Source organism: Xanthomonas sp. NCPPB 2866, assembly GCF_041475745.2.
Taxonomy (GTDB): Bacteria; Pseudomonadota; Gammaproteobacteria; order Xanthomonadales; family Xanthomonadaceae; genus Xanthomonas; species Xanthomonas arboricola.
Window position 1 is genome coordinate 4,392,066 of record NZ_CM192975.1, and the last position, 25,434, is coordinate 4,417,499.

Genomic DNA, 25,434 nt, shown 5'->3' on the forward strand with positions numbered 1-25,434 from the left:
GTCAGTGTGCATTGCGTGCATCCTTCTTGTGTGGCGCGCAGTCGCCCGGTGCGCCATGTCCGCAATGCGGTCAGTGGGACGCCGGATCAGCACCTGGCCTTGAGAACGTGAGGTAAGAGACACCGACGACCGCCAACGCATGCCGGCGATATACGATGGAAACGCACAATGGGAACGCACCACGAAGCGACGTGCAGCGTCGCTACCACGACGTGCAACGACATTGCTAAAAGCACTTGTTTCCCGACAAGTTAAACAAACACTAACAATTAGCCACCGCGATAAACCGTGCAAAAATCACGAAATCCGCGTCGCCTGCGAAAATTTTTTGCCGAAGTGTGATTTCAACTAATGTTCTGGATGCATACGCCCATAGCGCGCGTTTTCCGGCGGTTGCGCGCTACCGAACCGACGGCCATGCATCGCACCGCAGCCGGTGAAGGCTTTTTTTCCGGGAATTTTGCATGGCCTGCGCCGCGCCCATGGCCGCATGCACTAAGACCATTATGTGCAACGGCGTTGACGTTATTGCATTGCCGGCGCAACCACTTCGCAAAATACAGTGATTTTTTGCAATGCCGTCTGCAACCGTGCGGTCACGCCACGGTTACTTGATTGTCATTGCCATGCTGAGGCGATCACGTATGCACAGCTGTTGCTGGTGATTGCCTGGCCCTGGCTGGGCCGATGGCGTTGATCGTGGCACGCCGTCGTTGCAGGCAATGCGTTACCGGGCTCGGCCAGGGCGCATAGAAACCATGGCGTCCAGCGATGGCACCGGATCATGAACATGAGTTACACCACATGACGGCCGCGCAGCGATGCTGCGGGCCGTCGCGTCAATGCAGTGCGCGCCAGGGTGAAAACAGCATGGCGCGCCACGGCCCCCGCAGCGCGCAGTGCCTCAGCCCAACGGTTCGTCGGACAGATAGGTGTAACCGGTCAACCCTGCTTCCAGCGCATCGCTCAATTCCTGTGCGCGCTCGGGCGACAGCTGCGCGGCGGCGATGCGCTCGGCATAGGTCGCACGCAGCGTGTCCAGCTGATAGCCCACGTAGTCCAGCATCACATCGGTGGTATCGCCGCGGCGCTGCTGCGCGATGCGATAGCCATCGCCGTCCACGGCCACTTCCACCGCATCGGTATCGCCGAACAGGTTATGGATATCGCCCAGGATTTCCTGGTAGGCACCGACCAGGAAGAAACCGATGCGATAACTCTCGCCCGGATTCAGCGTGTGCAGCGGCATCGAGCTGTCCAGGCTTTCGTTCTCGACGTAGGTCTTGACCATGCCGTCGGAGTCGCAGGTCATGTCGGCGATGATGCCGCGCCGCTGCGGCGCTTCGTTCAAGCGCTCGATCGGCACGATCGGGAACACCTGGTCGATCGCCCACACATCCGGAATCGACTCGAATACGCTGAAGTTGACGAAGTACTTGTCGACCAGCCGCTCGTTGAGCTCGTCCAGCACCGGGCGATGGCTCTTCTCGTCGAAGCTCAGGCGTGCACGCACGCCATGCGCAATCGCATAGAACAGGTCGTCGATACGCGCGCGGTGGGTCAGGTCGATCTGGCCCAGTGCATACGCACTCAAGCCTTCGGCATGGAAGTGCTGCGCCTCCTGGAACAGTTCCACCGCCGGGCGCACATCGAGCTCGTCATGGATCTCGCGCAGGTGGCGGATCGCTGCCGGCTCGTCGTCGTGTGCGTCCGGCACGCGGCCTTCCGGCGCCTGCTCCACTTCGGACACGTTGGCGATCAGCACCGCATGGTGGGCGGTCATCGCGCGGCCGCATTCGGTGACGATGCGCGGCGGGGTCAGGCCGTGCTCTTCGCAGGCGCTGGCCAGCGGCTGCACGATGTTGCTGGCGTAGGAATGCAGGCCGTAGTTGATCGAGCAATAGCTGCGCGAGCGCGTGCCTTCGTAATCGATGCCCAGGCCGCCGCCGACGTCCACATGGCTGATCCTGGCGCCCAGCCGCGACAGCTCCACGAAGTAGCGCGTGGCCTCGCGCATGCCGTTGGCGATGTCGCGCACATTGGAGATCTGCGAGCCCATGTGGAAATGCAGCAGCTGCAGGCTGTCGGCGTACTCGGTGTCGCGCAGGGTCTTCCACAGGTCCAGCACCTGCCGTGGCGACAGCCCGAACTTGGCCTTGTCGCCACCGCTGTTCTGCCACTTGCCCGCGCCAAGCGAGGCCAGGCGCATGCGCACGCCCAGACCCGGCTTGACGTCCAGCGCGCGCGCCTCCTCCAGCACCAGCTTCAGCTCGGAGGGCTTTTCGATGACGATGAAGGTCTGCAGGCCGAGCTTGCGACCGATCAGCGCCAGGCGGATGTATTCGCGGTCCTTGTAGCCGTTGCAGACGATCAGCCCGCCCGGACGCGACAGCGCCAGCACCGCCATCAGCTCCGGCTTGCTGCCCGCTTCCAGGCCGAAGCCGTCGCCGTGGTGGCTGGCCAGCGTGCCGGCCACGCCGCGATGCTGGTTGACCTTGATCGGGTACACGGCCGTGTAGCCGCCGGCGTAGTCCCATTCGGATTGCGCCTGCGCGAACGCCGCCTGCAGCTTGCCCAGGCGCTGGCCCAGGATGTCCGGGAAACGCACCAGCAGCGGCAGCTTGGCGCCAGCTGCGCGCGCGGCGTCCACCACCTCGGGCAACGACACCGACGGACCGTCGCTGGTCGGCGTGACCACCACATGTCCGGCGTCGTTCACATCGAAATACCCGTCGGCCCAATGCGGGATCGAATAGGTCTTGCGGGCTTGGTCGAGGGACCAATCGCTCATTTCGCTGACTCGGCTGGGGCAAAAAGGGCGTGAAGTGTAACGCCTGGCACGCGCAGGGTCCGTTACAATCCGCGCCGACTTCACGCCCTGCTCCTGATTGGAGCGGGGTTGGCGGGGGTTCGGGATGGCCGCCAGCAGCTTGCCTGTGCGCGGCTGCGCCCGACCCTCATCCGGCGCTTTGCGCCACCTTCTCCTAAGTGGGAGAAGGAACAGCCCCATCTTTCAGGACCTTGCATGAGCGCCAACGACAACTGGTACATCGAACACTTCCAGCCGACCGGCTCGGCGATCGGCTTCCGCATCAGCGGCAAGCTGGACGAGGTGCAGTCCCCGTTCCAGAAGATCGAGATCTACCAGACCACCGACTGGGGCAAGCTGATGCTGATCGACGGCGCGGTGATGCTGACCAGCCGCGACAATTTCTTCTATCACGAGATGATCAGCCACCCGGCGCTGTTCACCCACGCCGCGCCCAAGCGCGTGGTGATCATCGGCGGCGGCGACTGCGGCACCCTGCGCGAGGTGCTCAAGCACCCGGGCGTGGAAAGCGCCACCCAGTGCGACATCGACGAGCAGGTCACCCGCATGTCGGAGAAGTATTTTCCCGAGCTGTGCGATTCCAACCACGATGCGCGTGCCGAGCTGCTGTTCGACGACGGCGTGGCCTACATGGCCAACTGCCCGGCCGGCAGCGTGGACATCGTGATCGTCGACTCCACCGACCCGGTCGGTCCGGCCGAGGGCCTGTTCAACAAGGCCTTCTACGAGAGCTGCTTCAAGGCATTGAAGGACGACGGCATCCTGGTGCAGCAGTCCGAATCGCCGCTGGCGCTGCTGGAGCTGATCAAGGAAATGCGTACCGAAATGGGCAAGGCCGGCTTCCAGTCGTTCAAGACCCTGCCCTTCCCGCAGCCGTGCTACCCGACCGGCTGGTGGAGCGTGACCATGGCCAGCAAGCAGGCCAACGCCGACTTCGCCTTCCGCCTGGACGCTGCGCAGGCCAAGGGCTTTGAGACGCTGTACTACACCGCGCACCTGCATACCGGCGTGCTGGTCGCACCGCCGTTCGTGGCCAAGGCGCTGGGCGAGTAAGCGCGGCTCACGCACCGTAGCGCGCCGCCAGCGGATGCGGGCGGCGCGCCAGTAATCACGGCCAGGCCGGGCCGTGACCAGGCAACCGTGCCGAGCGCCCTACAACCGCGCCAGCACCTCGGCCTTCTTGGCGTCGAACTCTTCCTGGGTCACTAGCCCCGCATCCAGCAGCTGCTTGAGCTTGCTCAGCACCTGGATCGGATCGTCCGCGGCCGCTGCCGTGCTCTGCGGTGACGAGGACGCGCTGCCCTGCGCGGTGGGTGCGTGCACCACCACGCCACCTGCCGATGCGCGCAACTTGTCGAACTCCAGCTGCTGGCGCTTTTCGTAGGCCGATTCCTCCACCTGCTGCGCATAGGCGTAGACCCGCCGGGCCTGTTTCTTGGGCAGGCTGTCGATGGACAGGTAGCCGCCTTGCGTGGTGCGGCACATGATCGTCGCTCCCAGCATCTGCTCGCTCATATGCACGTCGAGCACCTCGCGCCAGGGGACATCGCGAAACGTCATTCCGAACAGCGTGGGGTGCACCACGATGAATCTGCGAGCGGTCAGCACCACCGCGGCCGGCGACAGGTTCACCACCATTTTCTTCTGCACTGCGATGTACTCGACCTGCTCGTCCCGCGTCAGCAGCTCGTTCACCTTGGGCAGGATCTTGCCCACGGCCACCGGATCCTGCTCATCGGTCAGGAATTGCGTAAAGACCTCCATACCTTCCTCGTCGTGATCGCCTGCGCCGCAGCGTTGTCTTGTATGACACCACATCCAGCATGCAGGTTGCGGCATCGCACGCGCTGCAGGCCTCGGTTCATCCAAGGATTCAGCGCTCTCCACGCTCCAAACACGACAGGGCGGATGCCACCATCCGCCCTGTCGTTACACACTTTTGATCAAGCAACCGGTCAGAAGCGAACTTCAGCGCCAACGTTCAACACTTCGGCACGATTGATGGTGATGTCTTCGTCGGAGTAGTAATAGTCGTTGGCATAAAGATAGTTGGTATAGAACACGCTCAAACTGGCGTGCCGGCCAATGTCTACGCCAAAGCCGGCACCCGCGTACGCACCTGACACGCGCTCATTCGATTCGCCGTTGGAATTGGCCGACCAATAGCCCAGGCGTACCACAGCGAAAAGTGGACTGTCACCAAAGTTGAAACGCGCAGTGCCGCCCAGACTGCCGAATTCCACGCCGGGTACGTAGGAGTCCTCGTGATCGCTGATGCGGGCCAGCTTTCCCACCGCCGCTTCGATGCCGATCAGCGTCACCGGGCCTGCCCGCCAGCGATAGCCGGCATTAAAGCCGAGCATGTCCTGATCGATGCCTTCGTATACTTTCCCCTGACCGCCCTGCACACCAAGAAAGACACCGCTCTTGAGACGTTGCCCTTCCTCGCGTGGCGTCGCCGACCCATACGCGAGAGCCGGCGACGGCGCCACGGCCGTGGATGGAGCAGAAGCGATGGTGGTGGCTTCGGCAGGTCCAGCTGTGGAACTACCATTGGCTGCGGCTGACTGCAGCGCGTCGTCGTTCGTTTGTGCAGTGCTCGATGCCGCTGGCGTCGCCAGCTGCGCTGCGCCGCTCTGTGCAGCGGCCTGTTGCTGCTTTTGCTGTTGCCGATAGGTGTCCCAGCCACGCGACAACGACTGTGCGGCCGCGTCGGAAACGCAGCCCAGCGCCGTGCAGGCCAACAGCCATGTTGCGGTCCTTTTCATTGCATTCCCCAATGAGTCGTCCTCCATCGTCCCCGCATCCATGCGCACGCAGGCATGACCTGGCGGCGTCCGGAAGTGGCGCAGTTGCTGTCCCATTCGGGGGCTTTCCCAGCATCACCGGATCGTGCGCGTACTCGGCTTCAGGCATCGTCCGCGTGGACGTGCCGGTACTGACGTGTGATGCAGCCCCCTGACCGCAGCCGGCACAGTGAATCGAGTCTCAGCAGCTGTCAAGAAGGGCTGTGATCGCTGACCATCGGTGCGCACAGTGCGCGGCCAGTTGCCCCGAGAAGCGCTGCTGCCGACGGGTACGGCGTGCGCTGCGCTCCACGCACGCACGCCCGCTGCAGGCAGCGCGTCGTATGGACATATCGACAAGATTGACCGCAGCTGACGCGGCAACCTATTGATTCTTCGAGCCGTTCCACTCCCGGAACATTTCATTTGTTAAACAAATGTAATTTCAATACTCGCAAGTTCTAAAATTCACCGGACCGATCCCCCGCGATCATCGTGAACCTGCCAGACGCGTGATTCCTCCGCGCCGCCAAGGTCCGGAGACTTGCCATGCATTACCAGCCGCTGGACACCTCCAGCCTGCAAATCGTCACGCCCGTGCTGCTCAAGCAGGGCACCCGGCTGCTCGAGCCCAACGTCTATCGCACGCATCTGGATGGGCAGCTGGCGGTGGTCAAGGACTACAGCCGCTACCGCCGTACGCTGCTGGCGCCGATCGCGCGGCTGATGGTGCGGCACGAGGCCAAGATGCTGGCCCGCCTGCACGGCTGGCGGCACGCGCCGGCCCTGCTCGGCACGCTGGGCGGGCTGGCGTTGGGCATGGAGTTCATCCCCGGCGACACCCTCAGCGCCAGTGCGGTGGTCGGCCAGGAAGTGTTCCAACAATTGCAGCAGGCGCTGCGCCGCCTGCACGCCGTCGGCATCACCCACAACGATCTGCACGGCACCAATGTGGTGATCAGTGCCGGCGTGCCGGTGCTGATCGATTTCACCTCGGCCTGGCGCTTCCCGCGCTGGTTGCGGCGCGGCACGCTGGCGCGGCAACTGCAGCGCAGCGACCTGGCCAATTTCCAGAAGATGCGCCAGCGCCTGGCCGGGATCGCGCCGACCGCCGACGAGGCCGCACGCAGCGCCGAGCCGCGCTGGGTACGCACCATCCGCGGCAGCTGGAAGCGGCTGTATCGGCACCTGAAGCGCGATGCGCAGCCAACCAGTGCCGACTGAAACCCGCTGACCGGCAGGCCGCAAACCCGCCACCGAGGCAGCGCGCACGCGCCGTGATGCCTGGCTGGTGACGTGCAACCGCGCCCTGCATTCAGCACCGGCGTTGGCACCTGCGCAACAACGTATATCGATCTGCGTCCCGCGTGCTGATCCGGCGACGCGGGCCACTCCCACCGGGCTGCAAGCCTGGGCATCCCGATGCCACCGTGCGCCGATCTTCCTGGCGAGCAATCGACAGGCTGTGCCCAACGGCGCGGGAGGAATCGCCGGGGACAGGGGTACGCGCCGACGCAGCGCACCCGGCGGCGCCCTCCAGGCGGCTAGCCGGTCGTCCGGTCGCCGCCCCGGCTCCTCACTGCGCGCCGGCCGCTTTGGCTGCCGACGGCGCGCGGTAGGCGATCAGTTGCGGCGCGTCGGCGACGAAGCGGTCCAGCACGCCATCGGCGATCTTGACCGGGCCACCGAAGCGCGTGGCGCCAAGGATCGAGGGGATCGCCGCAGCGTCGGCGGCGATCCGCTTGGCATCGGCAAACGCAACTGCTGCCTGCGCGTCACCGCGATTGGCGGCATCCAGCCCGGCTGCGGTCTGCTGCAGCGCGCGGCCCCAGCCTTCCATCGCCTCCAGCCAGGGGCGCGATTGTTCTGCAAAGCCCTTGTCGGCCACGCCTGCACGAATGGTCTGCGGCGCGGCCGCGAACGCGTCGGCCGTACGCGCCAGCTCGGCGATGGCCTGGCTGCGCGCTGCCGCATCGCCCAAGGCAATCGTCTCGCGCACCTGGTCGAGCACCCCCTTCAGCCGCGGCGCCTGTTCCTGCCACGGCTGGCTGCCGAAGGTCGGCGCCAGATGCTGGGTATCGAAGAAGGTCAGCAGCGCAGCGGTCACCTGCGCGTCGCCACCGGCCAGGTCGCGTGCGGCCGCATGCCAGGTGCGCTGGGCGTCGTAGCCGGTGTCGTTCCAGGCGAAGGCGGTCAGCCCCATCACCGCCACCCGGCTGGGCACTTCCTGATTCATCGGGTTGGAGACGATGCCGGACAACTCCGCCGACAGGCCGGCCTCGCGCCGCGCATACGGCGCCATCAGCAGGCGCCCGGCCGAGGTTTCGAAATCGTTGACCGGGTAGTTGTCCCACAGCAGCGTCTTGCGGCCGAACGCCTTGGTCGCCGCGCGCGCATCGGGAATGGAAATGGCCGGCGGCACCACGTCGGTGCCGGTCCACTGCACCACGATCTTCGGGTCCAGATGCTTGCGCAGGGCTTCCTTGTACGGGCTTTCCTTGGCGTCGTAATACTCGGTCGGCACCATGATCAGCTCCGAGGCTGCATCGTGGCGGGCGACCAGATCGGCCTGCACCAGGTTGAGCAGATGCGACTGCGCGATACCGGCCGCCTGCGCGCCGGACGCGCCGAAGGTGGTCTTGTCGCGCTCGCAGTTCCACTTGGTGTATTCGATATCGTCCAGCGCCACGTAGAAGCTGCGGACGCCCAGCGCACGGAAGGCATCGAACTTGCGCAGCAGCGCCTTGGCATCGGCCGGATCGGAGAAGCACACCGACGGCCCCGGCGAGATCGCATAGACGAAGTCGACATGGTTGCGCCTGGCGGTGGCCGCCAGCTTGCCCAGCGCTTTCAGCGTCGCGGCCGGATATGCCTCGCGCCAGCGATCGCGCGCGTACGGGTCGTCCTTGGGGCTGTAGATGAAGGTATTGGCCTTGCTGCGGGCGAGAAACGCGATGTGCTTGCTGCGGTCGGCCATCGACCATGGCGCGCCGTAGAAGCCTTCGATGGTGCCGCGGATCGGCATCGCCGGATGATCCTGGATCGCCAGGGTCGGAATGGCCGGGCGCTCGACCAGCTGGCGCAGCGTCTGCGCCGCATGGAACAGCCCGTCGTTGTCATGACCGGCCAGCGTGATCAGGCTGCCGGTGCCGAGCGCCACGCTGGCGAGCGTATAGCCCTCCTTGTGGGTGTCCTGCACCGCCTTGCTGCGGGTCAGCGCATCGCGCACCACTGCCGCCTCACCGGTGCCGAGCACGATGTGCGGGCGGTCGAGCGTGGCTGGCAGACGCGCCGCGGTGGCGATCTTGGTGACGCCGGCCGTACCGAGGATGCGGCGTACCAGCGCGACCGATTCCGGATCCGCACCCGGCGCCGCCACCAGCACCACTGACTGACCCAGCGTGACGGTGCCGCCCTCCAGCGTGATCGAAACCGGCGTGGGGAAGATCGCCGGCTGGGTGACTGGCTGTGCCAGCGCGGGGACGGTTGCCGCTGCCAGGCCCGCTGCCAGCCAGAGCGAGAGCGGGCGCAAGCCCGACTTCCTATCGCGTCGCTTCATCCCCGAACTCCGGTATTGAAATGGTATTACGCCCTAGAGTAGGCAAGTCGTCGCGTGGCGACAAGCGGGCCCGGCCTCACGACATTTCCTCAGAGCAGAACGGCAGGCTGCGTGACGGCACAACGCTGAGGCCGCTGCTGGCCTCAGGCGCCGGATTTGATCTGCGGTATTGAAATGGTATGAGCACACGCGTGGGCGTGGTACCGCTCGGGTCATGTCGCGGGCCAACTGCCCCGGATGAGGTTGCGCACGGGGCACCGTCTCGCAGACGCGTCGGCCGTCGATGCCAGATGCCGCCTACCCACGGCGAATGGTGACCCACGACGCAGTGGTGGACGCCGTGGCGCTGTGTCGCGGCAATCGGGCGATGACGGGTGCGGTATCTCAGCAATCGGCCAATCGCCTGAGTACCAACAGCGCAGCAGCGGCCGAAGGCGCTGCCCGCTGACGCCTTACAGCGCGTCGCTGTCCAGCTCGCCGGTGCGGATGCGCACCACGCTGCCCAGGTCGTAAACGAACACCTTGCCGTCGCCGATCTTGCCGGTCCCGGCCGCGGTCACGATGGCTTCGACCACGCGCTCGGCCTGGTCGTCGGTCACCGCCACTTCGATCTTCACCTTGGGCAGGAAATCGACCACGTATTCGGCACCGCGATACAGCTCGGTGTGCCCCTTCTGGCGCCCGAAGCCCTTGACCTCGGTGACCGTGATGCCTGCGACCCCGCAGCCGGCGAGCGCTTCGCGCACATCGTCGAGCTTGAACGGTTTGACGATGGCCATGATCATTTTCATCGGTGCAGATCCAGCGGCATGACAGGGCGCGCAGCATACCGTGGACGGCCGTAACACTCACCCCGTGGCGCGCGGCCGTCACCGCGGCCGACAGTCGAATGGGACTATCCTTACCGCCTGCCGACTGCCTTGCCGATGTCCCGCGTGTCCCGGCCTGCACTAGGCTTCCTACGGACCTGCGGAGAACACCCATGATCGATTTCAACCAGCTCGACGACCTCGCCCGCCGCCTCAGCGACCTGGTGCCGCCGGGCCTGCGCCAATCGCGCGAAGAACTGCAGAGCACCTTCAAGGGCGCGCTGCAGGCCGGCCTGGGCAAGCTGGACCTGGTCACCCGCGAAGAGTTCGACGTGCAGCGCGCGGTGCTGCTGCGCACGCGCGAAAAACTCGACGCGCTGGAGCAGGCCGTGGCCGCGCTGGAAGCCCGCGCGCCCGCGACGCCGCCCGCAGCGCCACCTGCCGCTCCCTGACCAGGGCCCTCCACCATGAGTCTGGCGCTGGTGCACAGCCGTGCCCGCGTGGGGGTGCATGCGCCTGAGGTCCGGGTGGAGGTGCATCTCTCCGGCGGGCTTCCCTCCACCCAGATCGTGGGCCTGCCCGAGGCTGCGGTACGAGAATCGCGCGAACGCGTGCGTGCGGCGCTGCTGTGCGCACAATTCGAATTTCCCGCCCGGCGCATCACCATCAACCTGGCCCCGGCCGACTTGCCGAAGGAAGGCGGCCGCTTCGACCTGCCGATCGCCCTCGGCATCCTGGCCGCCAGCGGGCAGATCGATCGTCAAACCCTTGCCGACTACGAGTTTCTCGGCGAGCTGGCGCTGACCGGCGAGTTGCGCGGCGTCGATGGCGTGCTGCCGGCCGCCCTGGCTGCCGCGCAGGCCGGGCGACGGCTGATCGTGCCGCTAGTCAATGGTGCCGAAGCGGCTGTCGCCGGGCACGTCGAGGCCTTCACCGCGCGTACGCTGCTGGAAGTCTGCGCCGCGCTCAACGGCAGCCAACGGGCGCCCGCTGCCGAAGTAGCGATTCCGGCGCTCGGCGCGCGCGCGCTGCCCGACATGGCCGATGTGCGCGGCCAGCCGCACGCGCGTCGCGCGCTGGAGATCGCCGCTGCCGGTGGTCACCATTTATTGCTGGTCGGCAGCCCTGGCTGCGGCAAGACCCTGCTCGCCTCGCGCCTGCCCGGCCTGTTGCCGGAATCCAGCGAGGCCGAGGCACTGGAAACCGCAGCCATTACCTCGGTCAGCGGCCGCGGGCTGGATCTTGCGCGCTGGCGGCAGCGGCCCTACCGGGCTCCGCACCATACCGCCAGCGCGGTCGCATTGGTCGGGGGCGGCACGCATCCGCGCCCGGGCGAGATCTCGCTGGCCCACAACGGCGTGCTGTTTCTGGACGAATTGCCCGAATGGCAGCGGCAGACGCTGGAAGTATTGCGCGAGCCCCTGGAATCGGGCCTGGTGACGATCTCGCGCGCCGCGCGCAGCGTGGATTTCCCCGCACGCTTCCAGCTGGTTGCTGCCATGAACCCATGCCCGTGCGGATGGGCCGGCGATGGCAGCGGGCGTTGCCGCTGCAGCAGCGACAGCATCCGCCGCTATCGCAGCCGCATCTCCGGCCCGTTGCTGGACCGGATCGACCTGCATGTCGAAGTGCCGCGACTGCCTCCGCAGGCCTTGCGCAGCGGCGATCCCGGCGAAGACAGCACCAGCATGCGTGCCCGCGTGGTCGCCGCTCGCCAACGGCAACTCGCGCGTGCCGGCGCACCCAACGCTCACCTGGATCAGGCACAGACCGATGACCACTGCCGCCTGGAAGGCGACGATCAGGTGCTGCTGGAACGCGCCATCGAACACTTGCAGCTCTCCGCACGCTCGATGCATCGCATCCTGCGCGTGGCCCGCACCATTGCCGATCTCGACGACAGTGCGGCCATTGCCACCCGGCATCTGACCGAGGCCATTGGTTACCGCAAACTGGATCGCGCCATCGGCACGGCGAGCGCGGCGTAGCAGCGCCGATCCAAACGCCTCAACGTGGTGCCATTGGTCCACCGTACGACGATGCCGCGCAGTTTCATTAGGACGCTAAGGAATTCCAGACGGCAATGCGATCGATCGCTGTCTCCATCGAAGGGTTATCTGCTGCCGGTTCGTCGGCAGGGCGCGTGCGCGTGCTTCCATCCGGCGGCACAGCATTCGCCGATACGTCCACACGCTCTCTCCAGCGTCGCAACATCCATTTCATGGCGATGCACGTACAACGTCCGCCTTCCCATTGCGCAGAGGCCGTCATGAGCCGACTTCCCGACCTAGTCACCGTCCCGTCCCTGGATCTGAATCGTTATCTGGGCACCTGGTACGAAATCGCACGGCTGCCGATTCGCTTCGAGGATGCCGATTGCACCGATGTGTCGGCGCACTATTCGTTGCAGGACGATGGCACGGTGCGGGTGCAGAACCGCTGCCTGACCGCCGAGGGCGAGCTGGAAGAAGCGATCGGCGAAGCGCGCGCCATCGACGACAGCAATGCACGGCTGGAGGTCACCTTCCTGCCCGAAGGCCTGCGCTGGATTCCGTTCACCAAAGGCGATTACTGGGTGATGCGCATCGATGCGGACTACACCGCCGCGCTGGTCGGCGGACCCGACCGCAAGTACCTGTGGCTGCTGGCAAGGCTGCCGCAACTGGACGAAAACACCACCCAGGCCTATCTGGCGCATGCGCGCGAGCAGGGCTTCGATCTGGCCCCGCTGATCCACACCCCGCACACCGGGCGACTGACCGAGCAGCCACTTCCCTGACAGCGACGCCAAGCCGACAAAGCAGCCTTCAACGTTTCTCGCCTGGGCACGCTTCCTCGGCCAGCGAATGGCTTGTGTCTTTGGGGATCGGGGTTGCGGGTAGCTCGACCGTAGAGCCAGACCAACTCTAGAGCGGCTGATCTGCGGCCTGGCTGCAGGGCCCTTGCCCGCCCACCATCGCGGGACACGCTGCAAGTACATGCCTGTAGGCTCTTACGCGGCATCCATGCCGCGCAAGGTCCCGCGACGGTAGGCAGCCAAGGTCCAGTCGAGATGGTCGGTGTGCATGGGGCAAGCAGGGCAAGACATGGTTGGTCGGAGTCACTGCATGTGCCCCCGGCTTCCCATCCCAAGCCGCGCAGCACACAGGTGTTCAACACGCAATCGACAAACGTCTCGTCTGCCCGCCGCAAGCTCAGGAACACGCTTTCGAGAAAGCGGCCGACCAACTTGCTAGTGCGGACCCCCGCCGGTTGCGGGACCCTTGGCGGCATCAATGCCGCCAGGGAGCCTATACGGACGGATTCACGGCGTGTCCCGCAAGCGGTGAGGGCGCCGCACCCTCGACCTACCCCCCTCGCCTATCTGATATTGGACGACTGGCGACCGGACTGCAGCCCGACTCAACCGTCGAGCGCACCCAGATCCTTGGCCGCAGCCTGCGCGCCTTCCAGGCTGTCGAAGGCGACGCCGGTGTCGCCGACCACGTACTTGGTCAGTTCGCCATCGCGGGTGGTTTCCTGCATCTTGAAGATCGGCACCGCATCGGTGCCGCCGACGCGTTCTTTCTGCGTTGTCATGGTGATTCCTCCAGGGAGAGTGCCTTGCACGGGGCCGGGTGGCGCCGTGGCTCCCGCTTGGGAGCACAGACACTTCGACCCTAGCGCGCCGCCTGGTGCAGGCGCGTGAATCCGTTGACGAGGCCGATTGCCACACCTGCCGGCATCGTCGTTTGCAGAAAATCACGTCTGCTTCGCTCCGCGGACGCGCGCAACCCGCGCGTCTGTCGTACATTCGCGACGTGCAGCCTCATCAGTCCACCGTCACTGTCTCCAGCGTCCTCGCGCGGCACGTCCGCGTGCGGCACCGGCAGGCTGCGCCAGTGGCGGGGCGATACGCGTCAGCGTCGCTCTGCACGGGCTGTCGTGCGTGAGCACCCCTCCACGCAGATGTGGGTGGTGAGGTGAAGCGTCAACGCATCATCAGTCTGACCGTGCTGCTGGTATTGCTGGGCGCAATGCTTCCGATCAGCCTGTCCTACTATCTGGCATGGCGGCTGGCGCTGGACCGCGAGGAGAGCAAACTCGCGCAGCTCGCGGCGCTGTCGATCCGGCGCACCGACACTGCCTTCGACGAGGCCCATGGCGCGCTCCTGAGTATGGGCGCATCGCAGCTGCCGCCCTGCTCGCAGTCGCATCTGGCGCAGATGCGCGCACTGGTACTGGCCAGTCACTACATCGTCGAACTCGGCTACATGCAGCAGGGCCGGTTGCGCTGTACCTCATGGGGGCCATCGCCGCAGGCGGTTGCGCACACCGCTGCCGACTTCGTGGTCAAGCGTGGCATTGCGGTCACTACGAGGCTGCGTCCGCTGGCCAATCCGCAACACCCGCTGATGGCCCTGCAACTGCGCGACTACAACGTCCTGATCAATCCGACCACGCTGACCGACATCAATCTGCCGCCCGGCCTGCAGTTGGCGATCGGCACGCCGGACGGACAGATACTGAGCAGTACCGGCACTGCCGCCGAGCGGCTGCTGATCGCAGCGCCGACCGACGCCTCCGGCACCGGCGCAGATGCCCAGGTATTGTCCGGCCGCGACCGCCGCGGCGACTGGGCCGCGGTCGTCACCGAGCCGGCGGCCTATCTGCGCGGGCCGCTGGCGGCCGCGCGGCTGCAGGTGGTACCGGTCGGCATTGCGCTGGCGCTGCTGTTGGTCAGCCTGGTGATCTGGGTGTCGCGGCGGCGGTTGTCGCCGCTGGCACGGCTGGAAATCGCCGTCCAGCGCAACGAGTTCGTCGTGCATTACCAGCCGATCATCGCGCTCGACACCGGCGCCTGCGTCGGTGCCGAGGCGCTGGTACGCTGGCAGCAACCCGATGGCGTGCTGATCCCGCCCGATGCCTTTATCCCGCTGGCCGAAGAAAGCGGCTTGATCCTGCCGATCACCGACCTGGTGGTGGCCGAAGTCATCCGCGACCTCGGCCCCACCCTGGCGGCTGACCCCTCCCTGCACGTGGCCATCAATGTCTCTGCCGAGGACATCAAGAGCGGCCGTGTGCAGACCGTGCTTGCCCAGGCGCTGCACGGCACTAGTGTGGACAGCGGGCAGTTGTGGGTGGAGGCGACCGAACGCAGCCTGATGGACATCGAAGCGGCACGCACCACCATCACCCATTTGCGCGGTGCCGGCCACACGGTGTCGATCGACGACTTCGGCACCGGGTACTCGAGCCTGCAGTACCTGCAGGGATTGCCGCTGGATGCGCTGAAGATCGACAAGTCGTTCGTGGATACCATCGGCACCCACTCGGCCACCAGCGCGGTGACCTCGCACATCATCGACATGGCCAAGACGCTGCAGTTACGCACCATTGCCGAAGGCGTGGAACGGCAGGAGCAGCTGGACTATCTGCGCGCGCACGGCGTGGATCTGGCGCAGGGCTGGCTGTTCTCGCGCGCGCTGCCGGCTACCGGCTTCATCGCCTACCACGCACTAATGCGCGGCGCTGCGCACTGACCGGCGCCGGGACGGCGCCCTGCACTGACCTGGACCGTCAGGACGCGTAAGTCGACCAATAGCCACGGCGATCCAGGCACCACGATAAACGTTGTGCGCGCACGGCATGCTCGAATCGCAGCGCAGGTACTGATCTCGCCCGCACGCAAGCTCAAATTGCCCGAACGCGTGCTGCCCGAGCTGGCGCTACCGCTTTGCGTTCACCCCTGCCGCAAGCACCGATGCCGAGCACCCGGCAAGGTGCAATCTCGTGTGGCGATCCTACTGGGACTGACTGCACCAAAAAAAAAAGGCCGCCAATGGCGGCCCTTTCGATCAGGCGCTTTGCAAGGCGCCTTCGCGTTGGCGGCGTACCGGCTTGGGCCGGCTCGGGAACGCATGCCGCACGATCCGCCACATCACCTGGCCGAACTGACGCGGCAGCGAGCCGGTGTTGTAGTGCTGGCCGTAACGCGCACAGACCTGCTTCACCTCGACCGCAATCTGCGCGTAGCGATTGGCCGGCAGGTCCGGATAGAAGTGATGCTCGATCTGGTGGCTCAGATTGCCCGACAGCACGTTCATCAGCTTGCCACCGGTGAGGTTCGAGGAACCCCGCAGCTGACGCAGATACCAATGGCCGCGCGACTCGTTGCGGATCGACTCCTTCGGGAACACTTCCGCATCGGCGGTGAAGTGGCCGCAGAAGATGATCACGAAGGTCCAGATGCTGCGCAGCACGTTGGCGGCCAGGTTACCCAGCAGCACGGTCAGGAAGAACGGGCCGGCCAGCAGCGGGAACACGATGTAGTCCTTGAGCATCTGGCGGCCCATCTTGCGGCCGACCGGCAGGAACGAGGCGCGCAATTCGGCCGCCTTCATCTTGCCGGCGAACCAGCGGCCCAGGCGCAGGTCCTGGATGGCCACGCCCCATTCGAACAGCAGCGCAAAGAACACCGCCACGAACGGCTGCAGCAGGTAGAACGGGCGCCAGCGCTGTTCGGGAAAGATGCGCAGCAGGCCGTAGCCGATGTCGTCGTCCATGCCGCGCACGTTGGTATAGGTGTGGTGCTTGAAGTTGTGCGTCTTGCGCCAGTTGTCGCCGGTGGCAACGATGTCCCACTCGTAGGTGTTGCCGTTGAGCTGCGGGTCGCCCATCCAGTCGTACTGGCCGTGCATGACGTTGTGGCCCAGCTCCATGTTCTCCAGGATCTTGGACAGGGTCAGCAGCACCACGCCGGCGATCCAGGCCGGGATCAGCACGCTGTGCACGAACGCGCCCAGGAACAGCAGCGCGCGACCGGCCACGCCGGTCCAGCGCACCGCCGCCACGATGCGGCGGATGTAACGCGCATCGGCGGCGCCGACCTGGCTCTGCACGCGGGCGCGGATGGCATCGAGCTCGTCGCCGAAGGACTGCAGTTCGGCAGCGGACAGGGCGCGGTTATGGACTCGGCTCATGAAGATTCCTTACAGATCCAGGATCAGGTCAGTGCTCGGGGCACTGATGCACAGGCGGACCTGTGCGGTGGGTTCATTGCTGCGCTCACCGGTCAACAGGTGGCGCGTGGTGCCGGACTGGCGCGCGCAGGCGCAGCTGTTGCAGATGCCCATGCGGCAGCCGTATTTCGGGCGCAGGCCTTGCGCTTCCAGCCCTTCCAGCAGCGACTGGCCGCGCGGCAGGCTGAGCGTACGGCCACTGCGTGACAGCTGGACCTGCACATCACCGGTTTCGCCGTCTTCCAGCGTCGGCACGCTGAAGGCTTCGGCCTGGAACGCGGCCACGCGGCCCTGCAGGCGCGCACGCGCCGCCTGCACGAAACCGCCCGGCCCGCAGACCATGACGTGACGGCTGGAGAGATCGGCAATCTGCTGCAACGGATAGGTATCGATGCGCGCCGCCGGCGTGGCGCCTTCGCGGGTGGTCAGCAGCCGTACGCGCAAGCGCGGATGGGCGGCGGCCATCGCCTCGAATTCGTCGACGAAGCAGGCTTCGTCACGCTGGCGCACCCAGTACAGCAGGTCCACGTCCATCGGCATGCCGGCCTGCGCGGCGGCCTGCAGCAGCGCGCGCATCGGGGTGATGCCCGAGCCGGCCGCCAGCAGCAACAGCGGCGTCGGGGTGGTCGGCAGCAGCATGTCGCCGAAGGCCGGATCCAGCGACACCACCGTCCCGATCGGCGCAGCGCCGGCCAGGTAGCGGCTGACCAGCCCGCCCTCGATCGCCTTGACGGTGATCGCCAGGCGGCCATCGGCCAGCACGGTCGGGCTATAGCTGCGCAGCAGGCGGCGGCCGTCGATCTCCACGCCCAGGCTCACGTGCTGGCCGGCCTGCAGGCCCTGCCAGTGGCCATTGGGCCGCAGCACCAGGGTCACCGCGTCGCGGCTGGCGGCCGTGCGCGCGACCAGGCGGGCCATCGGCCGTTCCAGCGTCCACAGCGGGTTGAGCCGGGTCGCCCAGAAGTCGAACAGCTGCGGCGACACCAGCCGGCGCGCCAGACGCGTCGGCAATGGGGACTTGGACTTGGGAGGAGATGCCAGGTTCATGGATTGCACTATACGCATGCATGCACAGCCGTGTATACAGTTGTATATCGATCAGAGGAGCTATGATTCAGGCCCACGCCTAGCTGCTGCCTCATGACCTCCATCGCCCTGCCTTCCCAAGACGCGCCGCCGTCACGCAAGCCGGCGATTTCACGCGAGGACCTGATCGCCGCGGCGCTGTCGCTGATCGGACCGCATCGCAGCCTGTCCACGCTGAGCCTGCGCGAGGTGGCACGCGAAGCCGGCATCGCGCCGAACAGCTTCTATCGCCAGTTCCGCGACATGGACGAGCTGGCGGTGGCCTTGATCGATCTGGCCGGGCGTTCGTTGCGCACCATCATCGGCCAGGCCCGCCAGCGCGCCACCTCCACCGACCGCAGCGTCATCCGCGTGTCGGTCGAAGCCTTCATGGAGCAGCTGCGCGCCGACGACAAGTTGCTGCATGTGCTGCTGCGCGAAGGCGCGGTGGGCTCGGATGCATTCAAGCAGGCGGTGGAGCGCGAGCTCAGCTATTTCGAAGACGAGCTGCGGGTGGACCTGATCCGCCTGGCCGCCGCCGACAACGCCAAGCTGCATGCACCGGCGCTGGTGTCCAAGGCGATCACCCGGCTGGTGTTTGCGATGGGCGCGGTGGCGATGGACTCGCCGCCGGAAAAAGATCCCGAGCTGATCGAACAGATCTCGCAGATGCTGCGCATGATCTTGACCGGCGCACGTACCTTGGGCACGCACGGCGGGTGAGCGTGGTTTGACGTTGGAAGCGGCGTGCCTGCCCTGCTTTCATCGATGACGCTTGATCGTTGAGCGCTGCAGCCCGGCTGGCTGCGGATGGATTGCATCGCACGTCTGTACTGCCATCGCGTCAATGACCTTGTGGTCATGCTGGCGTCGTCCACCTGCGTTGCCGCGTCGAGCATCGTTCAAGCGCCCGTGCATCGACATGGCCGCAGGTACTGCGTTTCGCACAGCCAGCCAGAAATAGCGATCGCTGAAACATCTGTAGTGCCTGCGTTCGAAGGCATTTCGATGACCTGCAGGGCAATACGGCCGCATCTTCTGAAGGCCACCGCTTTGTGGAAATACGCTTGGCGTTATCGGCTGACGTCTTGGTACAGATTATCCGTACACACCAGCCACGTAAGGCCATTCGATAAATCAATACACCTGCAGTGCAAGCTTGCTTGAGCGCGATGTTGCAGGCTGGCGTCAGCAACCTCATCCATACCGACAGATGCACAGTTCAGTCTTGTCGCGACGGCACTCACGTCCAAGCACACGCGTTTCACTCCTCGCTGGCCAAGGTGGCGCCACGTTCGCGATCTGCTCGACAGACGCACCTACAGCCACCCCGGAGACGACATGAGCAACCACGATACCCCTCTCGACAAGCAGGAACGCAAGGCCGAAGCGCAGGATTTGAATCGTGATCCGATCTCCGGCGCACCCCGTTCGCATCCGGTAGGCGTGGGTGTGGGCGGCGTTGCAGGCGGCGCTGCCGCAGGTGCGCTGGCCGGTACGGTGTTCGGCCCGCTGGGCACCCTGATCGGCGCTGCGGTGGGCGTGGTGGCCGGCGCTGCAGCCGGCAAGGGCGTGGCCGAGCGCCTGGACCCGACAGTGGAAACCGAATACTGGCGCCAGGAATATCAGAACCGTCCTTACTACAAGGAAGGCACCGATTACGATCGCGATTACGCCACCGTGTACGGCTTCGGCCTGCAGGCGCGCGAAACGCGCCCAACCAGCACCTGGGAAGAAACCGAAGCGACCCTGGCCGGCGAGTGGCCGCGCAATCGCGGGGAATCGCGACTGGAATGGGAAGAAGCGCGCCTTGCTGCGCGTGATGCCTGGGAGCGCGCCGATCGCACCCATAGCGTCTATCGCGAGGGCGACACGCATTACGAAGGCCGCTTCGACAGCGCGAGCTATCGCGATGCCGAGTATTCCTATGACGATTATCGTCCGGCCTATCGTTATGGCATGCAGGCGCGTCAGCAACACGCCGGCCGCCAGTGGGACGACCATCTGGAACGCGACCTGGGCGACGGATGGGACCGGTTCAAGTCCAACTCGCGCCTGAGCTGGGAAAAGGCCAAGCACGCAGTGCGCGAAGCCTTCGATTCCGAGCATCACGGTGATGCGGCACGTCGCAACCCGACCGACCCGCGCGTCTAAGCTCATACGGCCTGGCGCCGAGCCAGGTTGAAGTCTTGGAAAAAGAACGGGCCCCACGGGCCCGTTCTTCTTTGTGGAAAGCACTGCCATGCAAAAGGCGTTCTAGCGAACGCGCGAATCAGCTGGAACTGTTCTCCACCGCACGGATATCGCCACGGAATTCGTTCGTGCCCTGCCCCGGCGAGGAGAGCGCATCGCTCTGCTGCTTGAGCCTGTGCTTGCGCGCGGCCACCACTTCCTTGGCCAGGGCGATGCGCCGGCCGACCACCATCTCGGTCAGCCAGTCGATCAGCGTGCGCGTATATTCCTGCTGGTGTTCCTTGACGCTCAATGCGTGATCGGCACCGGCAATCACGCGTGCACTCAGCGAGCGCGCATTGACGAAGGCATTGGCGTAGTTGCGCAATACCGGATGCGGCACGATCACATCGTGTTGCGCCTCCACCAACAGCACATCGCCTTTGTAATCGGCACAGGCGGCCAGGGCGATATTGTCGTCGGGGGTCAGCACGCGTTGCCGGTAGTCCATCAACTCCGGATCGGCGTTGAGGCTCACCTTGGGGTGATCCCAGTGCTCGTCCTTGTAGAGCGCGGGCGAGCGCAACGCCAGCCATTCCACCGGGCGTTCGCGCGTCAGCAATGCCGACAGGTAGCCGCCGTAACTGAGCCCGACCACCGCAATCGACTGCGGATCGACGTACGGCAGGCCAGCGAGCTGATCGTAGGCGGCCTTGATGTCGTCCAGGTTCTGCGCGCGTGTCACGCTCTGGCGCATCGACGCATAGCCTTCGTGACCGCGCAGGTCGAAGGTCATGCAGATGCAGCCCAGGCCGACCGCTTCGCGCGCACGCACCAGGCTGTGATGCTGGCTGCCGCCCCAACCGTGGACGAACAACACGGCGGGAATGCCGGTGGGCGTCAGCAAGGTGCCGCTGAGTTCGTCCTGGTCGACCGGGATCTGGATGCTGGAAAGTTTGGCTTCCATTATGCGGTGGATACCCTCCTGTATTTGAAGCGCGGACCCGGCCCGGCGCGCTCCGCGCGGTAGTAGATCTGCGCATCCGCAGGCGGTTCGCCCTGATAGATCTCATGCGTGGATGCATGCACCCACTGCAGGTTGGCGTCATCCTGAAAGCTGGAGATCGCGGCAAGCTCGGCCGGTGTCGCGCCGCCGACGCGCCAGGATTGCTCCAGCACACCACAGACCGGACCGGCCTGCCCATCGTCGCCACTGACCACGTCGTAGTTGCGCCGCGAGATGTGCAACCCAGGATAGGCGGCGGTGATGAATCGATCGTATCTGCAGGCCTGCTCGACCACCCGCTGTTGCAGCAACGGTAGCGCGGTCATGGCCAGTGCCTCGAGCGATCCGCGATATACATGCAGCGACGAGCCGCCGTAGACCTCTTCATCCTGCGTGTTGCGCACACTGCATTGCGTGCCGTAATAGGCAATCTGGACACCGGCAAGGCAGAGCTCGCCCACGCTATGCGTCACGGGCTGCAGGATGTTGCGCTCCAGCACCGCGCCATGCGTGCGCAAATAATGCTCCGGCAGGCTGTCCAGCACCTGCGCGAGGTGCGCTGCACCGGCGATACGCCATTGGCCGTTGCCACCCACGCCGGTCGGCAGCTTCAGTCGCACACCGCCATCCGGAAGCAGGAGCTCCAATGCACGCAGGGCATCGATGCGCGAAAACACCGTATAGCCCGCCAATGTTGCCGGGATCAGCGCGGTGGCCAGTGCCTTGTTCCATCCGGCGATGCTGGCTGCATGGTCGGCAATGAGCGGGTGGCCGATCACCTTGGTCGCCAAGAAGGCATGCGGCACGATGCCGCCCAGCAAATCCGCCGCGTCATCGATACCGAGTCCATGCGCCTGTTCCGAGGTCAAGGTCTCATCGGGCACATGAAACACGGTCTCAGGAACAACATGCTTGGAGTCACTGGCGTGCCCTGCGCCGCGAACGCCCAGCAACCTTGCGATTTCACCGCAGACCCAGGCATGCGTGGCACGCTCATGACCGTCCTCGGGCACCGGACGCGTGACATGCCCCACGACCTGGCAGTACTGCCTGTGCGCCATCACGTCTCCCCTCGCAGCGTCGAGCCGCGTGCCGTTGCTGGCTTGTTCAAACAGTTGAGACGTATGCAGGCATTGATACAGCGCTATGCGATGCCCGGGAGAAACGGCTTATTTCAGCGTCAGATAGAACGCAAATACGATCGCAAGGACGACGATCAAGCTGATGGCGACACGTCCCCCTCGTAGCTCCACCAAGGCATGCCACCACACGCGTGCTTCGGAGGTACCGCTGGCGGCTTGCGGCTTACGGCTGCTTTCGCTGTCCTGCATCCTGAGTACTCTCATCTCCCTAAAGTCATCCCACATCCTAAGCATCAGACGTTACACAAGTGTGGAACGATTCAGAATCTTCCGTAAATTGCGGCATTGCGCAGGCGTTTCTCGCTCATCAATGCAGCCACCAGCCGATACGCGATGGCAAGCCTCACACCTCGATGGCCGACATTTCAGCCAATGCAATCGATTGCTGGCTGTTGCTCAGCACGACGCCATCGCCTCGATCGCAACTGCACGTCATTCGCGGCATGGCCTGCATACGCAGCGTGTAGAGGCGCAAATGCAAGCTGACCAGTTAAGCACGCACCGCGGCAGTGCGTTGAATAGTCGGGTTCGATGATCATTCGTTGACACAGCCGCAGTTACCCTGCATGTCAAGTTTGTTTAACCCGGACCACGCGAAGTCATGAGCAGAGACCCATCCGTCATCGATGTACAAGCCGAAATCGCGCATTGGCAGGCGCGGCACGCGCAGGGCAACCTGGGTGCAGGCAAGTTCAGCGAATTGTCCCCGGTGGTGAAAATGGCCTGCGATATCTATCTGCAGGCGCCGCGTTCGAGCGATCAGGAACGCCTGCGCCTGTTTCGCGACCGCCTGGAACATCACTTCATTTCATCCAGCACCCAGTCCAATTACGAGCAATTGGCCACCGACTGCTGGCACCGGCTGGGTGCACGCAATAGTTGAGCAGTATGTGTTGAGCAAGACCGTTACTCATTGGAGAGCATCATGAAAACCCCGTATCAAGTGCAGCAGGAGCTGGAGCGATTGGAGCGGCTGGTTCCGCACATCGTCAGCGACCAGGGCGACCGCGCGGAGGACATCCTAGGCTTCCATGTCGCCAGCTTGCTGGGCAGTGCCCCGGCCAGCGAACACGCGCTAATTCGCGAGCGCACCGCACGCATGGCGCGCGTGTGCCGCACCGCGCAGGACACCGTGCGTACGCCAGCCAGATCGTTGGGCCTTGGCGCAGCCGCCCAGGCGCAGCTGGCCTGACCGGCAGGCGCCGATCCACGCATCACCGGAGCCGCGTAGCGGCTCCTTTGCATTTCACCGTCGGCAGTATTGGCCGCATTCTTTTAGGACCTCCATGAAATCCCTTCTTGTCGCGACATCGCTCCTTGCCGTGCTCTCCCTGACCGCCTGCGATCGCCCCGGCGGCGATGCCTCGCGGACTGCGCCGGCAGTATCGCCCGAACCGACTGCCGCACCGGTCAGCGGCACCGGCGCTGCCGAACTGGCCAAGGGCGATCCCGCCGTGCTCGGCGTGCTGGCGGCGCTGGATGAAAACGAAATCGCGCTGGCCAAGCAGGCCATCTCCCAGGATCTGGGCGGTGCGACCGACACCTTCGCCAAGCAGCTGCTGCACGACCACGAAGCCAACCTGGAGAAAAGCAAGGCACTGGGTGCCACCGACAGCCCGCGTGCCGATGCAATGCGCGCCAAGGGCAAGGCAGCGGTGGACGCACTGGCAAAGACGGCGACCCTGCCCGATGGCAAGGACGCCTACCGCAATGCCTTCCTGCGCACGATGGTCAGCGACCACGGCGACACCATCAAGATCATCGACGCCGAACTGCTGCCCGCCGCCGAAAGCGCGCCGGTCAAGCAGCATCTGGAAGAAAGCCGGCGCGTGGTGTCGGCGCACTTCGAGCGTGCCCACGCGGTGTCCTCCTCGCGCTGAGCCCGTTGCAGCGTCTGCAAGCACCCAACGCGCCGGCCTGTCCGGCGCGTTGGCGTTTGGGCCTTGCTGGTCTTTACTGGTGGACGCGCGCTGCGCCCGGCCGCCGTCCTGGTGCCGCACGCGGCCATCGCAGCGGGTGCAGCAGCGACTTCACTTTGCAGCAGGCAGCGCTGGCCTATCGTGCCGCATCGATTCGGCGCAGGAATGTCCCATGCAGTTGCTCATCACCGGCGGCACCGGCTTCATCGGCCAGGCCTTGTGTCCGGCACTGGTGCAGGCCGGGCACCAGGTCAGCGTGCTGACCCGCGACCTGCGGCGCGCAGCGCGTCGCCTGCCCGGCATGACCGTGGTGGACACGCTGGACGGCGTGCAGGCCGATGCGGTCATCAATCTGGCGGGCGAGCCGCTGGCGGCTGGCCGCTGGACCGATGCGCGCAAGCAGCGCTTCCGCGCATCGCGCCTGGGCATCACCGGCCAGCTGCATGCCTGGATCGCGCAGCAGCCGGCCGAACGGCGCCCGGCGGTGCTGATTTCCGGCTCGGCGGTGGGCTATTACGGCGAGCGGGGCGACAGCACCCTGACCGAGGCGGACCACGCCGGCAACGATTTCTCTGCGCAGCTGTGCCGCGACTGGGAAGCCGAAGCGGCAAAGATCGGCGCACTCGGCCCGCGCGTGAGCTGGGTGCGCACCGGCATCGTGCTCGACCGCGACGGCGGCGCCCTGGCCCGCATGCTGCCGGCGTTCCGCTTCGGCGGCGGCGGCCCGTTCGGCGATGGCCGCCACTGGATGAGCTGGATCCACCGCGCCGACATGGTGGCCTTGCTGCTGTGGTTGCTGGAACACGGCCAGCCCGGCGCCTACAACGCCACCGCACCGACCCCGGTCACCAATGCCGAGTTCGCGCGCACCCTGGCCCACGTGCTGCATCGTCCGGCACTGCTGGCGCTGCCAGCCGGCCTGCTGCGGCTGGGCTTCGGCGAGATGGCCGAGCTGCTGCTGATCAGCCAGCGCGTGCTGCCGCAACGCGCGCTGGATGCCGGCTTCCGCTTCCAGTATGTCCATCTGGAAGCGGCGTTGCGCGCCATCCTGCAGCGCTAGCGCCTGCGTGGCCCTGGGGCCCTGCGCAATGGCAGGGCTGCCGGCCGCATGTAACGGCACGGAGGGCCATGCACTAATATTTGCC

Annotated in this window: 22 protein-coding genes; 12 read left to right on the forward strand and 10 right to left on the reverse strand. The window is 65.5% G+C overall.

The window, feature by feature from the left end:
• Positions 1-904: 904 nt before the first annotated feature.
• Positions 905-2,791 carry an arginine decarboxylase gene (speA, locus tag ACCQ04_RS18650; protein ID WP_046344820.1) on the reverse strand — a complete coding sequence of 629 codons (1,887 nt, stop codon included), beginning with the start codon at positions 2,789-2,791 and terminating at the stop codon, positions 905-907.
• Positions 2,792-3,025: 234 nt separating this feature from the next.
• Between speA and speE the strand changes: the two genes are divergently transcribed.
• A complete protein-coding gene (speE, locus tag ACCQ04_RS18655; RefSeq protein WP_226427952.1) occupies positions 3,026-3,883 on the forward strand; it encodes a polyamine aminopropyltransferase in 858 nt (285 codons plus the stop codon).
• 99 nt (positions 3,884-3,982) lie between these two features.
• On the opposite strand, the gene ACCQ04_RS18660 is transcribed toward speE, so the two are convergent.
• Both ACCQ04_RS18660 and ACCQ04_RS18665 read right to left on the reverse strand, forming a co-directional pair.
• Entirely contained in the window at positions 3,983-4,594 is a 612-nt protein-coding gene (locus tag ACCQ04_RS18660) for a PH domain-containing protein (RefSeq protein ID WP_226427951.1), read from the reverse strand.
• A gap of 191 nt (positions 4,595-4,785) precedes the next feature.
• On the reverse strand, positions 4,786-5,598 hold the full coding sequence (locus ACCQ04_RS18665; protein WP_102251058.1) for a hypothetical protein: 813 nt from the start codon (positions 5,596-5,598) through the stop codon (positions 4,786-4,788).
• 567 nt (positions 5,599-6,165) lie between these two features.
• On the opposite strand from ACCQ04_RS18665, the gene ACCQ04_RS18670 reads away from it, so the two are divergent.
• Positions 6,166-6,840: an RIO1 family regulatory kinase/ATPase domain-containing protein gene (locus tag ACCQ04_RS18670; protein ID WP_046344826.1), complete on the forward strand. Its 675-nt coding sequence runs from the start codon at positions 6,166-6,168 to the stop codon at positions 6,838-6,840.
• A 352-nt stretch (positions 6,841-7,192) separates the two neighbouring features.
• Here the strand turns inward: ACCQ04_RS18670 and ACCQ04_RS18675 are convergent, their stop codons facing one another.
• Together ACCQ04_RS18675 and ACCQ04_RS18680 are read right to left on the reverse strand one after the other, a co-directional pair.
• Positions 7,193-9,175, reverse strand: coding sequence for a glycoside hydrolase family 84 protein (locus ACCQ04_RS18675; protein ID WP_372358593.1), 1,983 nt, complete (start codon positions 9,173-9,175; stop codon positions 7,193-7,195).
• 452 nt (positions 9,176-9,627) lie between these two features.
• On the reverse strand, positions 9,628-9,966 hold the full coding sequence (locus tag ACCQ04_RS18680) for a P-II family nitrogen regulator (RefSeq protein ID WP_016904463.1): 339 nt from the start codon (positions 9,964-9,966) through the stop codon (positions 9,628-9,630).
• A 191-nt stretch (positions 9,967-10,157) separates the two neighbouring features.
• On the opposite strand from ACCQ04_RS18680, the gene ubiK reads away from it, so the two are divergent.
• The 3 genes from ubiK to ACCQ04_RS18695 all read left to right on the forward strand — a co-directional run bounded on the left by ubiK (position 10,158) and on the right by ACCQ04_RS18695 (position 12,763).
• Positions 10,158-10,436: a ubiquinone biosynthesis accessory factor UbiK gene (gene ubiK / locus ACCQ04_RS18685; protein WP_039524822.1), complete on the forward strand. Its 279-nt coding sequence runs from the start codon at positions 10,158-10,160 to the stop codon at positions 10,434-10,436.
• 15 nt (positions 10,437-10,451) lie between these two features.
• The gene (locus ACCQ04_RS18690) at positions 10,452-11,972 is read left to right on the forward strand and encodes a YifB family Mg chelatase-like AAA ATPase (RefSeq protein ID WP_184381526.1); all 1,521 of its coding nucleotides are present in this window, start codon (positions 10,452-10,454) and stop codon (positions 11,970-11,972) included.
• A 281-nt stretch (positions 11,973-12,253) separates the two neighbouring features.
• Positions 12,254-12,763: a lipocalin family protein gene (locus ACCQ04_RS18695; RefSeq protein ID WP_046344852.1), complete on the forward strand. Its 510-nt coding sequence runs from the start codon at positions 12,254-12,256 to the stop codon at positions 12,761-12,763.
• Between the two features lie 623 nt (positions 12,764-13,386).
• Here the strand turns inward: ACCQ04_RS18695 and ACCQ04_RS18700 are convergent.
• Positions 13,387-13,563, reverse strand: coding sequence for a hypothetical protein (locus ACCQ04_RS18700; protein ID WP_046344854.1), 177 nt, complete (start codon positions 13,561-13,563; stop codon positions 13,387-13,389).
• 383 nt (positions 13,564-13,946) lie between these two features.
• Between ACCQ04_RS18700 and ACCQ04_RS18705 the strand changes: the two genes are divergently transcribed.
• Entirely contained in the window at positions 13,947-15,506 is a 1,560-nt protein-coding gene (locus ACCQ04_RS18705) for an EAL domain-containing protein (protein ID WP_102582067.1), read from the forward strand.
• 315 nt (positions 15,507-15,821) lie between these two features.
• Here the strand turns inward: ACCQ04_RS18705 and ACCQ04_RS18710 are convergent, their stop codons facing one another.
• Both ACCQ04_RS18710 and ACCQ04_RS18715 read right to left on the reverse strand, forming a co-directional pair.
• Positions 15,822-16,946 (reverse strand): fatty acid desaturase family protein, encoded by a 1,125-nt coding sequence (locus ACCQ04_RS18710; protein WP_024939708.1) that lies wholly within the window; start codon positions 16,944-16,946, stop codon positions 15,822-15,824.
• Positions 16,947-16,955: 9 nt separating this feature from the next.
• Positions 16,956-18,032, reverse strand: a complete 1,077-nt coding sequence (locus ACCQ04_RS18715) for a ferredoxin reductase (protein ID WP_054591258.1) — start codon at positions 18,030-18,032, stop codon at positions 16,956-16,958.
• A 93-nt stretch (positions 18,033-18,125) separates the two neighbouring features.
• Between ACCQ04_RS18715 and fabR the strand changes: the two genes are divergently transcribed.
• Entirely contained in the window at positions 18,126-18,773 is a 648-nt protein-coding gene (gene fabR, locus ACCQ04_RS18720) for an HTH-type transcriptional repressor FabR (RefSeq protein ID WP_016902665.1), read from the forward strand.
• A gap of 618 nt (positions 18,774-19,391) precedes the next feature.
• Complete coding sequence (locus ACCQ04_RS18725) at positions 19,392-20,204, forward strand: hypothetical protein (RefSeq protein ID WP_226427949.1); 813 nt, start codon at positions 19,392-19,394, stop codon at positions 20,202-20,204.
• Positions 20,205-20,322: 118 nt separating this feature from the next.
• Here ACCQ04_RS18725 and ACCQ04_RS18730 read toward each other — a convergent pair whose 3' ends face one another.
• Both ACCQ04_RS18730 and ACCQ04_RS18735 read right to left on the reverse strand, forming a co-directional pair.
• The gene (locus ACCQ04_RS18730) at positions 20,323-21,189 is read right to left on the reverse strand and encodes an alpha/beta hydrolase family protein (protein ID WP_046344865.1); all 867 of its coding nucleotides are present in this window, start codon (positions 21,187-21,189) and stop codon (positions 20,323-20,325) included.
• Complete coding sequence (locus ACCQ04_RS18735) at positions 21,189-22,289, reverse strand: DUF3182 family protein (RefSeq protein WP_226427948.1); 1,101 nt, start codon at positions 22,287-22,289, stop codon at positions 21,189-21,191. The genes ACCQ04_RS18730 and ACCQ04_RS18735 overlap by 1 nt, the downstream gene beginning before the upstream one ends.
• A gap of 682 nt (positions 22,290-22,971) precedes the next feature.
• Here ACCQ04_RS18735 and ACCQ04_RS18740 point away from each other — a divergent pair.
• The 4 genes from ACCQ04_RS18740 (at position 22,972) to ACCQ04_RS18755 (ending at position 25,349) form a co-directional block, all read left to right on the forward strand.
• Complete coding sequence (locus ACCQ04_RS18740) at positions 22,972-23,253, forward strand: hypothetical protein (RefSeq protein WP_184520082.1); 282 nt, start codon at positions 22,972-22,974, stop codon at positions 23,251-23,253.
• A 42-nt stretch (positions 23,254-23,295) separates the two neighbouring features.
• Positions 23,296-23,562 (forward strand): hypothetical protein, encoded by a 267-nt coding sequence (locus tag ACCQ04_RS18745; protein WP_026064358.1) that lies wholly within the window; start codon positions 23,296-23,298, stop codon positions 23,560-23,562.
• Positions 23,563-23,656: 94 nt separating this feature from the next.
• A complete protein-coding gene (locus ACCQ04_RS18750) occupies positions 23,657-24,250 on the forward strand; it encodes a DUF4142 domain-containing protein (RefSeq protein WP_024939702.1) in 594 nt (197 codons plus the stop codon).
• Between the two features lie 211 nt (positions 24,251-24,461).
• Positions 24,462-25,349, forward strand: coding sequence for a TIGR01777 family oxidoreductase (locus ACCQ04_RS18755; RefSeq protein WP_226427947.1), 888 nt, complete (start codon positions 24,462-24,464; stop codon positions 25,347-25,349).
• The last annotated feature ends 85 nt before the right edge of the window (positions 25,350-25,434 follow it).

What these genes read in the sequence shown, in the direction of transcription:
- speA (WP_046344820.1), bottom strand. Translation starts at nt 2,791, where the DNA reads ATGAGCGATTGGTCCCTCGACCAAGCCCGCAAGACCTATTCGATCCCG.
- speE (WP_226427952.1), top strand. Translation starts at nt 3,026, where the DNA reads ATGAGCGCCAACGACAACTGGTACATCGAACACTTCCAGCCGACCGGC.
- ACCQ04_RS18660 (WP_226427951.1), bottom strand. Translation starts at nt 4,594, where the DNA reads ATGGAGGTCTTTACGCAATTCCTGACCGATGAGCAGGATCCGGTGGCC.
- ACCQ04_RS18665 (WP_102251058.1), bottom strand. Translation starts at nt 5,598, where the DNA reads ATGAAAAGGACCGCAACATGGCTGTTGGCCTGCACGGCGCTGGGCTGC.
- ACCQ04_RS18670 (WP_046344826.1), top strand. Translation starts at nt 6,166, where the DNA reads ATGCATTACCAGCCGCTGGACACCTCCAGCCTGCAAATCGTCACGCCC.
- ACCQ04_RS18675 (WP_372358593.1), bottom strand. Translation starts at nt 9,175, where the DNA reads ATGAAGCGACGCGATAGGAAGTCGGGCTTGCGCCCGCTCTCGCTCTGG.
- ACCQ04_RS18680 (WP_016904463.1), bottom strand. Translation starts at nt 9,966, where the DNA reads ATGAAAATGATCATGGCCATCGTCAAACCGTTCAAGCTCGACGATGTG.
- ubiK (WP_039524822.1), top strand. Translation starts at nt 10,158, where the DNA reads ATGATCGATTTCAACCAGCTCGACGACCTCGCCCGCCGCCTCAGCGAC.
- ACCQ04_RS18690 (WP_184381526.1), top strand. Translation starts at nt 10,452, where the DNA reads ATGAGTCTGGCGCTGGTGCACAGCCGTGCCCGCGTGGGGGTGCATGCG.
- ACCQ04_RS18695 (WP_046344852.1), top strand. Translation starts at nt 12,254, where the DNA reads ATGAGCCGACTTCCCGACCTAGTCACCGTCCCGTCCCTGGATCTGAAT.
- ACCQ04_RS18700 (WP_046344854.1), bottom strand. Translation starts at nt 13,563, where the DNA reads ATGACAACGCAGAAAGAACGCGTCGGCGGCACCGATGCGGTGCCGATC.
- ACCQ04_RS18710 (WP_024939708.1), bottom strand. Translation starts at nt 16,946, where the DNA reads ATGAGCCGAGTCCATAACCGCGCCCTGTCCGCTGCCGAACTGCAGTCC.
- ACCQ04_RS18715 (WP_054591258.1), bottom strand. Translation starts at nt 18,032, where the DNA reads ATGAACCTGGCATCTCCTCCCAAGTCCAAGTCCCCATTGCCGACGCGT.
- fabR (WP_016902665.1), top strand. Translation starts at nt 18,126, where the DNA reads ATGACCTCCATCGCCCTGCCTTCCCAAGACGCGCCGCCGTCACGCAAG.
- ACCQ04_RS18725 (WP_226427949.1), top strand. Translation starts at nt 19,392, where the DNA reads ATGAGCAACCACGATACCCCTCTCGACAAGCAGGAACGCAAGGCCGAA.
- ACCQ04_RS18730 (WP_046344865.1), bottom strand. Translation starts at nt 21,189, where the DNA reads ATGGAAGCCAAACTTTCCAGCATCCAGATCCCGGTCGACCAGGACGAA.
- ACCQ04_RS18735 (WP_226427948.1), bottom strand. Translation starts at nt 22,289, where the DNA reads ATGGCGCACAGGCAGTACTGCCAGGTCGTGGGGCATGTCACGCGTCCG.
- ACCQ04_RS18740 (WP_184520082.1), top strand. Translation starts at nt 22,972, where the DNA reads ATGAGCAGAGACCCATCCGTCATCGATGTACAAGCCGAAATCGCGCAT.
- ACCQ04_RS18745 (WP_026064358.1), top strand. Translation starts at nt 23,296, where the DNA reads ATGAAAACCCCGTATCAAGTGCAGCAGGAGCTGGAGCGATTGGAGCGG.
- ACCQ04_RS18750 (WP_024939702.1), top strand. Translation starts at nt 23,657, where the DNA reads ATGAAATCCCTTCTTGTCGCGACATCGCTCCTTGCCGTGCTCTCCCTG.
- ACCQ04_RS18755 (WP_226427947.1), top strand. Translation starts at nt 24,462, where the DNA reads ATGCAGTTGCTCATCACCGGCGGCACCGGCTTCATCGGCCAGGCCTTG.